13 protein-coding genes are annotated in these 14,232 nt (G+C 45.1%); 8 read left to right on the top strand and 5 right to left on the bottom strand.

The genetic code is table 11. The features are described 5' to 3' along the window. Positions 1 to 73: 73 nt before the first annotated feature. On the bottom strand, positions 74 to 1,324 hold the full coding sequence (locus EKG38_RS02660; protein WP_126518392.1) for an ammonium transporter: 1,251 nt from the start codon (positions 1,322 to 1,324) through the stop codon (positions 74 to 76). 12 nt (positions 1,325 to 1,336) lie between these two features. Further along, on the bottom strand, positions 1,337 to 1,675 hold the full coding sequence (locus tag EKG38_RS02655; RefSeq protein ID WP_126518390.1) for a P-II family nitrogen regulator: 339 nt from the start codon (positions 1,673 to 1,675) through the stop codon (positions 1,337 to 1,339). A gap of 275 nt (positions 1,676 to 1,950) precedes the next feature. Between EKG38_RS02655 and EKG38_RS02650 the strand changes: the two genes are divergently transcribed. Further along, positions 1,951 to 2,493 (top strand): isochorismatase family protein, encoded by a 543-nt coding sequence (locus EKG38_RS02650; protein WP_126518388.1) that lies wholly within the window; start codon positions 1,951 to 1,953, stop codon positions 2,491 to 2,493. 116 nt (positions 2,494 to 2,609) lie between these two features. Here the strand turns inward: EKG38_RS02650 and nrfA are convergent, their stop codons facing one another. Continuing rightward, positions 2,610 to 4,010 (bottom strand): ammonia-forming nitrite reductase cytochrome c552 subunit, encoded by a 1,401-nt coding sequence (gene nrfA, locus EKG38_RS02645; RefSeq protein ID WP_126518386.1) that lies wholly within the window; start codon positions 4,008 to 4,010, stop codon positions 2,610 to 2,612. Between the two features lie 245 nt (positions 4,011 to 4,255). On the opposite strand from nrfA, the gene narQ reads away from it, so the two are divergent. Together narQ and EKG38_RS02635 are read left to right on the top strand one after the other, a co-directional pair. Continuing rightward, positions 4,256 to 5,959: a nitrate/nitrite two-component system sensor histidine kinase NarQ gene (narQ, locus tag EKG38_RS02640; RefSeq protein ID WP_126518384.1), complete on the top strand. Its 1,704-nt coding sequence runs from the start codon at positions 4,256 to 4,258 to the stop codon at positions 5,957 to 5,959. Between the two features lie 88 nt (positions 5,960 to 6,047). Continuing rightward, a complete protein-coding gene (locus EKG38_RS02635; protein ID WP_012141276.1) occupies positions 6,048 to 6,677 on the top strand; it encodes a response regulator in 630 nt (209 codons plus the stop codon). Positions 6,678 to 6,742: 65 nt separating this feature from the next. Here EKG38_RS02635 and EKG38_RS02630 read toward each other — a convergent pair whose 3' ends face one another. Then, positions 6,743 to 7,117: a YacL family protein gene (locus tag EKG38_RS02630; RefSeq protein WP_126518382.1), complete on the bottom strand. Its 375-nt coding sequence runs from the start codon at positions 7,115 to 7,117 to the stop codon at positions 6,743 to 6,745. A gap of 104 nt (positions 7,118 to 7,221) precedes the next feature. Next, positions 7,222 to 7,692: a WbuC family cupin fold metalloprotein gene (locus EKG38_RS02625; RefSeq protein ID WP_126518380.1), complete on the bottom strand. Its 471-nt coding sequence runs from the start codon at positions 7,690 to 7,692 to the stop codon at positions 7,222 to 7,224. 802 nt (positions 7,693 to 8,494) lie between these two features. Between EKG38_RS02625 and EKG38_RS02620 the strand changes: the two genes are divergently transcribed. From EKG38_RS02620 to arnD, 5 genes are all read left to right on the top strand, one after another. Further along, a complete protein-coding gene (locus EKG38_RS02620; protein WP_126518378.1) occupies positions 8,495 to 8,767 on the top strand; it encodes a hypothetical protein in 273 nt (90 codons plus the stop codon). Between the two features lie 365 nt (positions 8,768 to 9,132). After that, positions 9,133 to 10,299: a UDP-4-amino-4-deoxy-L-arabinose aminotransferase gene (arnB, locus tag EKG38_RS02615; RefSeq protein WP_126518376.1), complete on the top strand. Its 1,167-nt coding sequence runs from the start codon at positions 9,133 to 9,135 to the stop codon at positions 10,297 to 10,299. Continuing rightward, complete coding sequence (gene arnC / locus EKG38_RS02610; RefSeq protein WP_126518374.1) at positions 10,299 to 11,294, top strand: undecaprenyl-phosphate 4-deoxy-4-formamido-L-arabinose transferase; 996 nt, start codon at positions 10,299 to 10,301, stop codon at positions 11,292 to 11,294. The genes arnB and arnC overlap by 1 nt, the downstream gene beginning before the upstream one ends. A gap of 39 nt (positions 11,295 to 11,333) precedes the next feature. Further along, positions 11,334 to 13,316: a bifunctional UDP-4-amino-4-deoxy-L-arabinose formyltransferase/UDP-glucuronic acid oxidase ArnA gene (arnA, locus tag EKG38_RS02605; RefSeq protein WP_126518372.1), complete on the top strand. Its 1,983-nt coding sequence runs from the start codon at positions 11,334 to 11,336 to the stop codon at positions 13,314 to 13,316. After that, positions 13,313 to 14,230 carry a 4-deoxy-4-formamido-L-arabinose-phosphoundecaprenol deformylase gene (arnD, locus tag EKG38_RS02600; RefSeq protein ID WP_126518371.1) on the top strand — a complete coding sequence of 306 codons (918 nt, stop codon included), beginning with the start codon at positions 13,313 to 13,315 and terminating at the stop codon, positions 14,228 to 14,230. The genes arnA and arnD overlap by 4 nt, the downstream gene beginning before the upstream one ends. The last annotated feature ends 2 nt before the right edge of the window (positions 14,231 to 14,232 follow it).

Below are 14,232 nucleotides of genomic sequence, written 5' to 3'. Positions count from 1 at the left end.
AAAACACCCACTTAGTTCATCATACAAAAAAACAGGGCAATAAGCCCCGTTTTTAGTCACCAAGAGTTAGAATTTAGCGGGCGCTTTTTACCGAAACAAATTCAGGATAAGCATCTATGCCACAATCAGAAGCATCCATTCCCTTATACTCCTCCTCTTCGCTAACGCGGATCCCCATAGTCAGCTTTAACAGATACCAGACTGCAAGTGAGGTCGCAAATACCCAGGCAAAAATAACACCAGCACCATAAAGTTGGCCCAGAATAGTAGCGTCGGCATTAGAGAAGGGAACCAAGATCAAACCGAAGAAACCTGCAACTCCGTGAACTGAAATTGCGCCCACTGGATCATCAATTTTCACCCTATCTAATGCCACAATAGAGAAGATAACCAGACCACCAGCTGCAAGGCCTATGACACCGGCAAAGGCGATAGAAGGTGACAATGGGTCCGCCGTAATAGCAACCAGCCCGGCTAACGCGCCGTTAAGTATCATGGTCAGATCAGCCTTTCCCCAAACTATCTTACATACCACTAACGCAGATACCGCCCCAAATGCCGCTGCAGAGTTAGTATTCAAGAATATCTTTGCGACAGCCGTTGCGTTCTCAGCATCTGATACCAGCAATTGCGAGCCACCATTGAAGCCGAACCAGCCCATCCACAAAATAAACATACCTAATGTCGCCATGGGTAAATTTGAACCCGGAATAGGATTCACCTGACCGTTAGCGCTGTATTTACCTTTACGTGCACCGAGTAGGAGTACGCCGGCAATGGCCGCGGCCGCACCGGCCATATGCACAATACCACTACCTGCAAAATCGACAAATCCAGCTTCAGAGAGAAAGCCTCCTCCCCAGGTCCAATAACCTTCTACCGGATAGATAAAGCCTGTCATAACGACGGAAAAAGCCAAGAATGCCCAGAGCTTCATGCGCTCGGCAACCGCACCAGAGACAATTGACATGGCAGTGGCTACAAATACGACTTGAAAGAAGAAATCTGATTCAAGAGCATGGTCGGCATCACTCGTCTGGCTCCCAATTAAGGTACTGATAGAAGGTAGCCAACCGCCTTCGCCATTATCTACATACATGATGTTATACCCAACTATCAGATACATCACGCAAGCGATAGAGTAGAGGCAGACATTCTTCGTTAAGATCTCGGTCGTATTTTTAGACCTCACAAGGCCAGCTTCAAGCATGGCAAACCCTGCCGCCATCCACATCACTAACGCACCCGAAATTAAAAAGTAAAAAGTATCTAACGCGAATCGTAACTCTGAAACCGTGACACCTAGTTTAACTAAATCTTCCATCACGCTTCTCCTCTAAAGTGCTTCGCTATCAGACTCACCCGTACGAATACGGATAACCTGTTCGAGATCCGTGACAAAAATTTTGCCATCTCCGATCTTTCCGGTACGTGCGGCATTGGTAATGGACTCAATTAACAGCTCGAGATTTTCAGCTTTAGTCGCTATATCGAGTTTAACTTTTGGCAGGAAGTCCACCTGATACTCGGCGCCTCGATACAACTCAGTATGTCCCTTCTGGCGACCGAAACCTTTAACCTCTGTTACCGTCATTCCTTCAATCCCTACACCCGCGATGGCTTCACGGACATCATCCAACTTGAATGGTTTAATGATTGCACTGACCAGTTTCATACCAACCTCCAAAATAAAATTATTCTTAGTTTCTACACACTTCTACAAATGACTAATTCAATCATCAGGCCAAGTTAACAAAACGATAACTTTTAATGAGTTATATAATGACCAACATCTTTCTGTAGATTTTTATGCACCAATCAGGTGCATTTATTCAGCAAGCGCACAAAGTTAGCGCAGTAAAAATTACATGCTCTATTAGACCAAAAGGCTATTGGACTGTGCGCTGTAGAAGCTATGATGAATTCATCAATAATTTGTATGGACCCCCTATGTTAAAACCCGAAGAGTGTGTATTCGTTGTCGTCGATATTCAGGGAACGCTGGCAAAAGTCATGGAGAGAAGTGAGTCATTACATCAAACGGTGCTCAAGCTCATTCAGGGGTTAAGGCTCTTCGATATTCCGACCTTATGGTTGGAGCAACTGCCGGATAAATTAGGTAAGACGAGTTCAATACTGTATGAACAGTTAATCGAAACTTCCCATCCCATCAGCAAACAACATTTCAGCGGCTGGGGCAGCCAAGAGTTCACAGAGCAACTGATGGAGTTGGATCGCAAGCAGGTCATATTAGTCGGCATTGAAGCCCATGTTTGTGTCTATCAAACCTGTAGAGACTTGCTTGATAATGATTTTGGTGTTCATTTAGTGATTGACGCGCTGTCATCCAGAACATCCGAGAACAAACAGATAGGCATAGAGATGATGCAAGCGAGAGGAGCCCATATCACCAATATGGAGTCGCTGCTGTTCGAGTTACAAAATAAGGCCGTTGGAGAGAGATTTAAACAGCTACTGAGATTGATTAAATAGATTAATACCAATCGGTATAACCACCTCAGGATAAGACAAATAAAAAAGCCCTCGTCAAATGACGAGGGCTTTTGCTATGCAGGTTTTCTATATCACTCTATACAGAGCAAACTCGCTTAGTAAGTCGCTTCACGCTTCTTAGCTTCGGCTTCCCACTTAGGAAGAGTGTTCTTCTTGAAGTCAGCCTTGTCAGCGTTCATCTTCTTCATATCCATACCTAGAGCAGCTTGTGCTTTAGCCTTGGTAGAAGTATCAGGGTAAGCAATTGGTTGCTTAACACCTTTAACAGCAAGTAGTTGAGCTAGCTTGATGCGAGCATCGGCCGCTTTATCTACTGAAGTACCTAATACACGTAGCGCTTCATCAGGAGCGTGAGCAGCAACACCATGAGAGGCTGTCGCATAATCCCAGCGCCACTGTGAATGACGGATATCAGTCAGAATAGGCTTCATTTCAGCTTCAGTTGCACCGGCATCCCAAGCAGCTTTCGCTTCGAAGTGAGCTTTAACTAACTGACTTTCAGCACGTGCTTTCAGGTCAGCAACTTTAACTTTACGCTCTTTAGTTAGGTTAACCATGAACTCTTTGCTCTGCTCATGACAAGTACCACAGGTCTCTTCGAAACGATCGAATGGGTTACCCACTTTGTGATCGGTATACTTACGACCTTTTTCATTCTTAACCTTAGGCATATGACAGTCAGTACAACTTACGTTGTTCTTACCGTGTACACCCAGCTTCCAAGTTTCATAACCAGGATGCTGTGCTTTTAACATAGGCGTCTTAGATACCTTATGAGTCCAGTCTTTAAACTCCAGGTTATCATAGTAACTTTCCATCGCTTCAACAGTAACGCCCTGATCCCAAGGGAACTTAACGAAACCTTTCTTATCTTTAGTCTTCTCGAAGTAGTACTCTACGTGACACTGAGCACAAACCATTGACTGCTTGTCTTTCTTAGACGCTTTAGCAAATGGAGTGTCTAGTGTTTCAAATGCGCGCTCGGCGAATGGACGAGAGACACGTAACTTAGACTTACCTTTTTCATGACAATCGCCACAACCGATAGTGTTAACGATTTCAGCGCCGCCTTTGTACCACTTACCAGTGAAGTAACCATCTTCACCTTGCTCTTCGATAACACGCGGTACATCAGGGCTCTTACAAGACCAACATGCCATTGGCATTGGACCATCTGTAGCGGCCTTAGGTGCGCCGGTACGTAATGTGTTACGTACGTCAGTCACTGCATACATGTGACCACGTGGAGCATTATAATCTTTGGCGAAGCCATAACCTGCCCACAACACGACTAGGCTAGGCACTTCTTCAAGCATATCAACAACTTCTTTGCTTTCTGCAGTGTCATGCCAGCTGTTATATTGCTTAGAAAACTTATCTTTATATTCTTCGTTACGTGGCTCAGTCTTATCGCTTGCCATCACACCAGAAGCCATTAAGCTCGCAGCGACCAATGCACTTAATGCAAAGGATTTTTTAGTTAAATTTCTCACCATCTCATCTCCGTGTTATTTTATAGTAGTCTTAAAAACCACATCATCTCCAAGGCCAAAGTTAGTCCCTTAATGACAATTTAAATATACCCCTAAGGGGGTATCCGTTGCAAAGTATGCGGTAGATCAAAATGTAAATGTGGTGTTGCTCACACTTTTACGTATTTGTTAACAAGCTCAAGAGTTAACTAATTTAGATCTCTCATAAAAAGTAGCATAACAACACTAATTTAGTGAGTTTTTATATAATGAAGAAAGGCAGCTTAACATCGACTATTTTAGGTTTAATGTTAACTTTAATTCTCTTATCGAGCGGGTTAGCAACATTTTCCATAATCAATTTGTCGTATAGTCTCGGAGATGCGAAAGCCATCAACGCCTCAGGCTCTTTGCGTATGCAAAGCTATCGCCTGATGTTCTACGCCAATTCAGGCAGTGATGAGGCGGATGAGAAAATTGAGGAATTTGAAAACACCCTCTACTCAGATGCGCTCAAGCGTTCACAAGCCTGGTACAGCTCGAAAGAATCCACTGATCAATACCTGCTGGTTATCGAAAAGTGGAAAGTGATGAAATATTATATCCAACAGGAAAACTCGCGTCTCTATGCGGCGGCGCTGAAGGATTTCGTCGATACCATAGATCTCTTGGTTCTGGAGATGGAGCACCACGCCGCATTCAAAATAAAGCTCCTGGCAGCCAGTCAGATTTTTGGACTCGGTTTAATGCTGTTTATCGCTTTTCTAGCTGTTCGTTTTACCAAGAAGAAAGTCGTGACTCCTCTCCATAAACTGATGGAGTCGGCAAACACTATCTCTAAAGGTAACTTCGACATAAAGATGCCACCAACCGACTATGTTGAACTTAGCGCACTGAGTAATGCCTTAGAGAGCACCGCCAAAGAGCTTTCGACCCTGTATAAAGATCTTGAATCACAGGTAAAAGAGAAAACACATGCGCTAACACGTGCCAATGACGAGCTCACCCTGCTTTACGATAACCTGGTCATGCTTCACTCGGGTACACTCGATATCGATACCTTAAAGCAGGCTTTGAATCAATTAAGGGCCCATGAACCGCACTCTTTTTTGCGCTTAGTCATCTGTCAGGACGATGAAGAGAAGCTGGTCATTGAAGCCGATGGTGGTTGGCCACTAGCGGCGTCTAATCAAGTCAATTTCCCCCTGAAATTCGAAGACAATGAACTTGGCTATCTGGAGGTCATCTCCACTCAACAGCCAAATCATCCTCTGTTTGAAAACTTTGCCATCATGCTTGCGCGATCCATCGTGATCTACAGCGCGGGAGAGCAGAAACAACAGCTGGCATTAATGGAGGAACGTGGGGTTATTGCAAGGGAACTGCATGATTCCTTAGGCCAACTGCTTTCATTTCTTAAGATTCAGGTAAACCTATTATCTAAGGGGTTAGACAGTGCCTGCAGAAGCCCTCAAGTTGAGCTGCAGTTATCTGAGATCAACGAAGGAGTTAATACCGCCTATGTGCAGCTCAGAGAACTACTGTCCACATTCAGATTGACCATCAAAGATCCGAATTTAAGTCATGCTATAGAGGCGATGCTGGAACAATTGCGTAGCCAATCTGATGTAAATATTTCACTCGACTACAAGCTGCCCCTTCAGCTGTTGGGCGCACATCAACATATTCATGTACTGCAACTAACACGAGAGGCCACTCTTAACGCTATCAAACATGCCGATGCGAAGCATATTCATATCCGTTGCTTTTTGAGTTCACCTACCGATGTCACAATTAGTATCAGCGATGACGGGGTCGGTATCGAACAGTTAAGAGAGAGGGACCAACATTTCGGAATAGGCATTATGCATGAGCGTGCCAGCCGCTTATCGGGTATAGTAGAGTTCAGCAGTAACCCTGAGGGGGGAACAACGGTCACGCTCACCTTCCCACCTCAGCAGGAACCCTCTTAGATGAAAAATACAATCAAAGCTTTGCTTTGGATTTATAAGACTAATAACGACTCTGATGTTCACACCTCAGCAGGAGGAAATATATAAAATGGGTAAGCCATATTCCGTTCTCGTTGTCGATGATCACCCACTGTTACGCCGTGGGATATGCCAACTAATCACCTCCGATTCAGATTTCACTCTCTTTGGTGAGGCTGGTAGTGGTTTAGATGCGCTTTCTGCCACCGAAGAAAATGAACCCGATATTGTCCTCTTAGATCTTAATATGAAAGGAATGACGGGTCTCGATACGCTAAATGGTTTACGCCAGGAGGGCGTGACATCACGCATTGTTATTCTAACTGTATCCGATGCAAAACAAGATGTTATTCGTTTGGTAAGGGCTGGAGCCGATGGCTACCTGTTAAAGGATACTGAGCCGGATCTGTTACTGGAAAAGCTTAAGAATGCAATGCAGGGCCACAGGGTGATCAGCGAATCGGTCGAAGATTTTCTTTATGAGTTAAAAGATGCTGCCGAAGAGGAGGAATGGCTGAATAACCTGACTCCAAGAGAGCTGCAGATTTTACAGCAGGTAGCCGAAGGGAAAAGTAATCGAGTGATCTCAGAGCTACTGCACATTAGCGAAGGAACGGTAAAGGTTCATGTAAAGAACCTGCTGAGAAAAGCCAACGCCAAGTCGAGAACCGAGATGGCAGTAAGATATTTAAATCAATAGCAAACCATTGATTTATAAACAATAAGGCAGCCAGTGGCTGCCTTTAATATCTGAGATGTTCGTCATTAACGAGTCTCGTCTAAAAACTCTCGCCACTTCACCAAGACGTCATAAAAATCTTCTAAGCCACAAAATGCCTCCGATTCGCCATCATAAAGCGACATAGATTCCTCGAACTCAAGCTCTTCATCATTTTCGAGTTCATTGGCAAATACCCTGGCCTGCTCATCGTCGAGTTCAATCGACAATGCTTTGCCAACCCATCTCCATTGAGTGAGGCGACTAGCCTGCAGCTGCGCTATTACCTGACAAATTTCGACGTATTTATCAGTATCTTCACCGAGTTCCTCTACAAACCAAAAGCCCAGCGCCTCATGATCCATACTAAAAGTGGCAAGCACGGTTCCCGTTAAGGTATTGCGCCTAAATTCATATTCCATAATCTTAAACCTGAAAACTTATCTAATCTAATTCTAACCCAATGCGCAGTGAGATGTGCCATCATCTACAAATTGTTATTCCAACCTTTCAGATTATACCAATCCTACTCAGGCTGAAGGTGTCGTAACTTTTCCAGGAAGACAGGGGCTTGCTCTGTGTTCTCAGCAGGAGACCAGGAAGCAAAGTCTTCTTCGGGTGTGGGTTCATACCCCCCCTCTTTAACTTCAATCGCTAAGGTTCCGGGCTTTTGAACAACATAGGTGTGCCAGGTATTTGAGGGGATCTCCACCACTCGAGTTTCAGTCGGACTCATTTTAGTACGTTGGGTCAACTCGCCATCATCATTAAATATTAACAGATCGATCTCTCCCTCAAGCACAAGAAACATCTCCCATTTATGGCTCTCACTATGGCGATGAGGACGGATATAGGTCTCCGGCTCTGTGGCGATAAACAGACGCTGAACGTTCGCATCCAAGCTATCATGAAGGTTCAAATTCGCTCTTTTACGGGGAGCATTAGCGGCATTCACTTTTACCTGCTCAAGATCGGTTTGCGTAATAATTTTTGTCATCTTGATGACCTTAATTAAATTTTGACCAGTTACACGTAGACCTCTCAAAAGTCTCATGTAATGCCCAAAAATGGTGGATGTTCTGAATATGAGAATTCTAGAGTGTTAATGACAACATACAAGAGTAAGTCTCAAAAATTATCGGCATAAGCTACAAGATGCAACTTCTCCTCGAAACTGTATCCAACAATAATTGCAAAACATGAGCCTAAATACCTTTACTGCGTGTTTAACAAGCAAAAAATAACTTTTCACAACAATGAGCAGCCGTTACTTAGGTTATGAAAACTCACCACTTAAGACTTAAGCAAACAAAAAAACAAACACAAGCGCAACCAAAAACGCACACCTAAATCTTGAAGTCAGTAACACATAAACCAAAAAGTGTGATTTGGAACGGGGGAATTATTTAAAACTTGTGTTTTTAACCGCTTGAACTTACCTTTAGCTTTGCTCAACCAATACCGAACAATAATTAAACAATGAAAGTTTAGATTTAAGTATTTTTCAAAGGGCTGTTACTAACCTTCGCGGTGAAGTATTCCTTACAGGAGCTTTTGACCCTATTTAATCTATTCGCTCCTCCTTCGAAAAAGAAGCAAGGCCAGGAGTGATTATTCGAGTGATAAGCATGACGGTTAATTCATCGATAGATTCCCCGGCACTCAAAGTCATATTTAGCCTGATTCTTTTTATCTGTCTTTGGGGCAAATTTGCTCGCTTATCTCGGAGAATTTAACTGGCGTTCACTCTTAATTTTTATCTCGATACTAACCAGCTCTCTTTATGGAAGAAACGTGGGGTGTTTACGTTTTATTATAAGATAGCATTGGCAACGATACTGCTTTATTTCAGTCTGTTCGGCGCGCTTAATCCCCCGATTAATATCGTCAAATCGATGCGACAAGATACTCAAGATTTTGTCCGACAGGTTCCCCTTGCTGAGCGGAATCGTATTGCCGGTTATAAATTTGGTGAACCCAGCTTATCGGCTTTGGTCATCGCAGATAATTGGAAGTTAGCCACTATTGACTCACCCAAGCGAGTCGAAAATATCTTATTGGGCGGCCACTAAGTGATAAAGAAAACGAAGGAATATACTGACTCGAAGGAGACAGAGAACTAGCCGACAACAACGCTGATACCAAGCATCTAGTTCACAGTAAATAACAAAAATCTTGCTTAGCTTGATATTAAGAACTTAAGGTGTAACTTCAATTTATCACTCCGAATGTGACGATATAGATAACAAAGACGACAAAGTAAGTTACGGTTTGCAACTTTATTGATTTATTGATAACGAGAAAACGATATACTGCGTGTTTTTATCCATGGTTTAACTATAGATAAAACCAGATTTTAGATGAAACCAGCTTTAGTAAATAAATTGGCTATTGACGACTTCTTATCGGAGCGTCTCTTCAGTGTTATAGGTTGTTTATGAGTAATGAATTTTTACCCCTGTGCCGTCCAGCTATCGACGAACAGGATATCAGTGCTGTGGCCGATGTTTTACGCTCAGGTTGGATCACTACCGGCCCGAAGAGCGCTGAGCTCGAAGAGTCGATCTTAAGACACACCGGGGCCCAGCATGCCGTTTCCTTAAGTAGCGCGACCGCTGGCATGCACTTAGTCTTACTGGCATTAGGTATCGGCCCGGGTGATGAAGTGATCACTCCCTCGATGACTTGGGTATCCACGGTCAATATGATCACGCTTTTAGGGGCTAAGCCGGTGTTTGTCGACGTCGATGCTGATAACCTGATGACAAATGCGACCCTGATTGAACCTCTGATCACCGAGCGTACCAAGCTAATCATTCCAGTGCATTATGCCGGCGCATCTCTCGATCTCGATGCCATCTATGACTTAGGTGAGCGCTATAAGATCCCCGTTGTCGAAGATGCTGCCCATGCCTTAGGTTGTGAGTACAAAGGACGCCCGATTGGCAAGACCGGAACCTGTCTCTTTTCCTTGCACGCCATCAAAAATGTGACTACAGCAGAAGGCGGTATCTTTACCACCCAAGACGCCGAACTCGCGGCGCGTATTCGTCGTCTTAAGTTTCATGGTCTGGGTGTCGATGCCTTTGACCGTGAGACACAGGGTCGAGCCCCGCAGGCTGAGGTCATTGAACCCGGTTATAAGTACAACATGCCTGATATCTGCGCCGTACTCGCATTAGGGCAGATGAAGCGCATCGATGAGATCACCCAAAAACGAGGCGAACTAGCCCTGCACTACCGCGACTTGTTAACAGCAGTAGGTGGCATAACGCCTTTAAGCATTCCCTCCTATGAGCACCGTCACTGCTGGCACTTGATGATAATTAGAGTCGACCCTCTTATTTACGGACTCAATCGCGACCAGCTCATTGCACGCTTGAAAGAGTGTGGCATAGGTGCGGGTATCCACTTTAAGGCCTGCCACACACAGAAATATTATAGAGAAAATTACGCCGAAAAATTTGGTGAAATAACAAAACCCTTAACGAACACCGAACACAATAGTGAGCAGATCTGCTCTTTACCTCTGTTCCCTGATATGAACTTTAGCGATGTTGAACGCGTCGTCGCTGCGATCTCTGAAATTGTTGGAAATAAATAATGAAGCACAATCAAAAAATCGACTTCGTATCGATCGTGATACCTGTTTATAACGAAGAAGCGAGCCTGCCAGAATTGCTCAGCCGTACCCGCGCCGCCGCAGAGAGCATGGGAAAAAATTACGAATTAGTGCTTATTGATGATGGTAGTCGTGACAATAGTGCCAATATTATTGAAGCCGCAGCTGCTGAGCCTGACAGCCATGTAGTAGGGATCATCTTAAACCGTAACTATGGTCAACATAACGCCATCATGGCGGGATTCGAACATGTTCGCGGCGATCTCATCATCACCTTAGATGCCGATCTTCAAAACCCACCTGAAGAGATCCCTAACTTAGTCACTAAAGCCGAAGAGGGTTACGACTCAGTCGGTACGGTGAGACGTCATCGCCAGGATAGCGCACTACGACGTTACCCTTCAAAACTTATCAATAAGCTAGTTAAGCGTTCGACCGGCGTTGAGATGAATGACTATGGTTGTATGCTACGAGCCTATCGACGCCATGTCGTCAAGGCGATGCTCGAATGTCATGAGAGAAGTACCTTTATCCCCATTCTGGCCAATGGTTTCGCGCGTCATACGGCCGAGATCGATGTGCAGCACAGTGAGCGCTCTCAGGGTGAGTCAAAGTATGGCTTTATGAATTTGATTAATCTCATGTTTGATCTACTGACCAGCATGACAACCGCCCCACTGCGTATGTTAAGTATCGTGGGCGGCGGTATCGCGTCTTTTGGTATTCTATTTGGCATGTTTTTGATCTTATTAAGATTGATTTACGGCGCCGAATGGGGCGTAGATGGTGTATTCCCACTCTTTTCAATATTGTTCATCTTTATCGGTGCGCAGTTTGTCGGCCTGGGATTGCTGGGTGAATATATTGGCCGGATCTATTCCGATGTTCGTGCAAGGCCCAGATACTATGTACAGGATGTATTGGTAGGCGAAGCCACCAAAGGCGCTCGTATATCTGACGAGAATAAAAACAGTTAATTTTGATTATTACCATTTAGATTTTTAGAGGATTATTTCATGAAAGCAGTAGTTTTTGCTTACCATAACATCGGCTGTGCGGCCGTTCGAAGCCTACTAGAGGCAGGCGTTGAGATAGCAGCGGTATTTACCCATGTCGATGACAGCAATGAGAATGTGTTCTTCGAGTCAGTGGCCAAGTTAGCAGCCCGTAACGGTATCCCGGTATTTGCACCAGAGGATGTTAACCACCCTCTATGGGTTGAAAAAATCCGTCAGATGCAACCCGATTCAATTTTCTCTTTCTACTACCGTCATATGCTGAGCCAGGAGATCCTGGATATCGCCCCTAAAGGCGGCTTCAACCTACATGGTTCACTTCTGCCTAACTACCGTGGCCGAGCACCGATCAACTGGGTACTTGTTAATGGTGAAACAGAGACAGGTATAACTCTGCACACCATGACGGTCAAGCCGGATGCGGGCGCAATTGTCGCTCAGGAAGCACTGGCTATCACCGACGCCGATACGGCAGCCACCTTGCACAGTCGTATGACCCTTTTGGCGGGCGAACTACTGAATAAGGTTATCCCACAGATTATCGCCGGTACTCACACTCTGACAGAGCAAGATACGACAAAAGCCAGTTACTTCGGTCGCCGTACACCCGCAGATGGTGAAATTAAATGGGCCAATGACTCTCGTACCATCTTCAACCTGATCAGAGCCGTAACCGAGCCTTTCCCGGGTGCATTCTCTTATCTCGGTGAACGTAAGGTCACCATCTGGGGTGCCACTGCGAATGAGAAAACCTATGATGTGACACCGGGTACAATCGTCGAGACTAAGCCGCTCACCGTAGCCTGTGCACAAGGTTCGATAGTGCTTCATTCTGGTCAAGCTGAAAACGGTTTATATCTGAGTGGCGACCAACTCGCCGCCGAAATGTATCTGGTTGAAGGGATGCGTTTTGGCCCACAAGCCAGTGCTGTTATCGCCGCCACCCGACGCCAGAAAGTGCTTATCATGGGCGCTAACGGCTTTATCGGTAATCACTTAACCAAGCGTCTACTCGACGATGGTAAGTATGAAATTTACGCGATGGACATGAGCTCCAGCCAGATTGAGCAGCATCTGTCTCATCCCGATTTCCATTTCGTCGAGGGTGATATCACCATCCACAACGAGTGGATCGAATATCACATCAAGAAGTGCGATATCGTACTGCCGCTCGTGGCTATCGCAACGCCAATCGAATATACACGTAATCCGCTTCGTGTCTTCGAGCTCGACTTCGAGGAAAACCTCAAGATTGTACGTGCCTGTGTTAAATACGATAAACGTATCATCTTCCCATCCACATCTGAAGTTTATGGCATGTGTACCGATGAGGAGTTTGACGAAGACACGTCACCGCTCATCACAGGTCCTATCAACCGCCAACGTTGGATCTACTCAACATCTAAGCAACTGCTGGATCGCGTAATTTGGGCCTACGGTAAGAAAGATAACTTGAAGTTCACCCTGTTCCGTCCATTTAACTGGATGGGTCCACGCCTGGACAGCTTGAACTCTGCTCGCGTCGGCTCTAGCCGTGCGATCACTCAGCTCATTCTGAACCTCGTCGAAGGTACCCCAATCAAATTGATTGACGGTGGTGAGCAGAAGCGTTGTTTCACCGATATCTCTGAGGCGATCGAAGCCTTGTATAGGGTGATCGAAAACAAAGATGGACTTTGCGATGGTCAGATCATCAACATAGGTTCACCTGACAATGAAGCCAGCATTAAAGTGATGGCCGAAACCTTAGTCGAGAAGTTCGAAGAGCATCCACTACGCGATCAGTTCCCACCGTTTGCCGGTTACAACTTAGTTGAAAGCCAGTCTTTCTACGGCGATGGCTATCAGGATGTTCAACATCGTCGCCCTAGCATCAAAAATGCGAAGAAACTGCTGAATTGGGAACCGACTATCATGATGGATAAAACCATCGAAGATACGTTAGACTTCTTCCTGAAAACGGCTGTTGAAGAGACTAAATGAGTCAACAAAAAGTAACTAAGGTCGGTCTAAGGATCGACGTTGATACCTATCGAGGCACCCGTTTAGGGGTGCCTAAGCTGCTGGAAATTTTCCAGCGGCACGATATCTCGGCGTCTTTCTTCTTCACCGTCGGCCCCGACAACATGGGACGTCATATCTGGCGTCTTCTGCGTCCGGCATTTCTGAAAAAGATGCTGCGTTCTAAAGCGGCAAGCTTATATGGATGGGATATCTTAATTCGTGGCACCTTGTGGCCCGGCCCAATAATAGGTAAGAAGTTAGCCCATATCATCAAGCAAGCCGATGATGCAGGCCATGAAATAGGGCTTCATGCCTGGGATCACCACAAGTGGCAGATGAAAACAGACGTGATGACCCCAGCTGAGCTTCACAGCGAAATAGACAAAGGTTATCAGCTGTTATCGACGCTCACCGGCAAGCCGGTTCCCTGCAGTGCAGTAGCTGGCTGGCGCTGTACCTATGCCACCTTAGAGCAGAAGCAACGCTTTGGATTTCGTTATAACAGCGATTGCAGAGGGGAGTCGATATTTATTCCACAGCTGGGAATGGCACCTCAAATCCCGGTGACTCTGCCTACCTATGATGAGCTGGTTGGTAAAGACAACATAGATCACTCTAATTACAATGCAGAGATAATCAAACGGATCAAACCCGATGGCCTGAACGTGTATACCATACATGCTGAAGTTGAAGGCATTGTTTGCGCTCAGCTATTTGAAGAGCTTGTTATCCAGGCCAAAGAAAATAATATCGAGTTCGTCCCTATGGTAGAGCTCCTGGATCATGAAGATATTGACTGGCCTCTGGATGAGATCCTCAATATTGAGATCGATGGCCGTGAAGGCTGGTTAAGCCATCAAGCTTCTATGATAAATAAACAAAAAAATGCTTAATT

This window comes from Shewanella canadensis, from assembly GCF_003966225.1.
Classification (GTDB): Bacteria; Pseudomonadota; Gammaproteobacteria; order Enterobacterales; family Shewanellaceae; genus Shewanella; species Shewanella canadensis.
The sequence above is the reverse complement of the archived record's forward strand: the minus strand, read 5'-3'. Positions and strand labels throughout refer to the sequence as shown.

What these genes read in the sequence shown, in the direction of transcription:
- EKG38_RS02660 (WP_126518392.1), bottom strand. Translation starts at nt 1,324, where the DNA reads ATGGAAGATTTAGTTAAACTAGGTGTCACGGTTTCAGAGTTACGATTC.
- EKG38_RS02655 (WP_126518390.1), bottom strand. Translation starts at nt 1,675, where the DNA reads ATGAAACTGGTCAGTGCAATCATTAAACCATTCAAGTTGGATGATGTC.
- EKG38_RS02650 (WP_126518388.1), top strand. Translation starts at nt 1,951, where the DNA reads ATGTTAAAACCCGAAGAGTGTGTATTCGTTGTCGTCGATATTCAGGGA.
- nrfA (WP_126518386.1), bottom strand. Translation starts at nt 4,010, where the DNA reads ATGGTGAGAAATTTAACTAAAAAATCCTTTGCATTAAGTGCATTGGTC.
- narQ (WP_126518384.1), top strand. Translation starts at nt 4,256, where the DNA reads ATGAAGAAAGGCAGCTTAACATCGACTATTTTAGGTTTAATGTTAACT.
- EKG38_RS02635 (WP_012141276.1), top strand. Translation starts at nt 6,048, where the DNA reads ATGGGTAAGCCATATTCCGTTCTCGTTGTCGATGATCACCCACTGTTA.
- EKG38_RS02630 (WP_126518382.1), bottom strand. Translation starts at nt 7,117, where the DNA reads ATGGAATATGAATTTAGGCGCAATACCTTAACGGGAACCGTGCTTGCC.
- EKG38_RS02625 (WP_126518380.1), bottom strand. Translation starts at nt 7,692, where the DNA reads ATGACAAAAATTATTACGCAAACCGATCTTGAGCAGGTAAAAGTGAAT.
- arnB (WP_126518376.1), top strand. Translation starts at nt 9,133, where the DNA reads ATGAGTAATGAATTTTTACCCCTGTGCCGTCCAGCTATCGACGAACAG.
- arnC (WP_126518374.1), top strand. Translation starts at nt 10,299, where the DNA reads ATGAAGCACAATCAAAAAATCGACTTCGTATCGATCGTGATACCTGTT.
- arnA (WP_126518372.1), top strand. Translation starts at nt 11,334, where the DNA reads ATGAAAGCAGTAGTTTTTGCTTACCATAACATCGGCTGTGCGGCCGTT.
- arnD (WP_126518371.1), top strand. Translation starts at nt 13,313, where the DNA reads ATGAGTCAACAAAAAGTAACTAAGGTCGGTCTAAGGATCGACGTTGAT.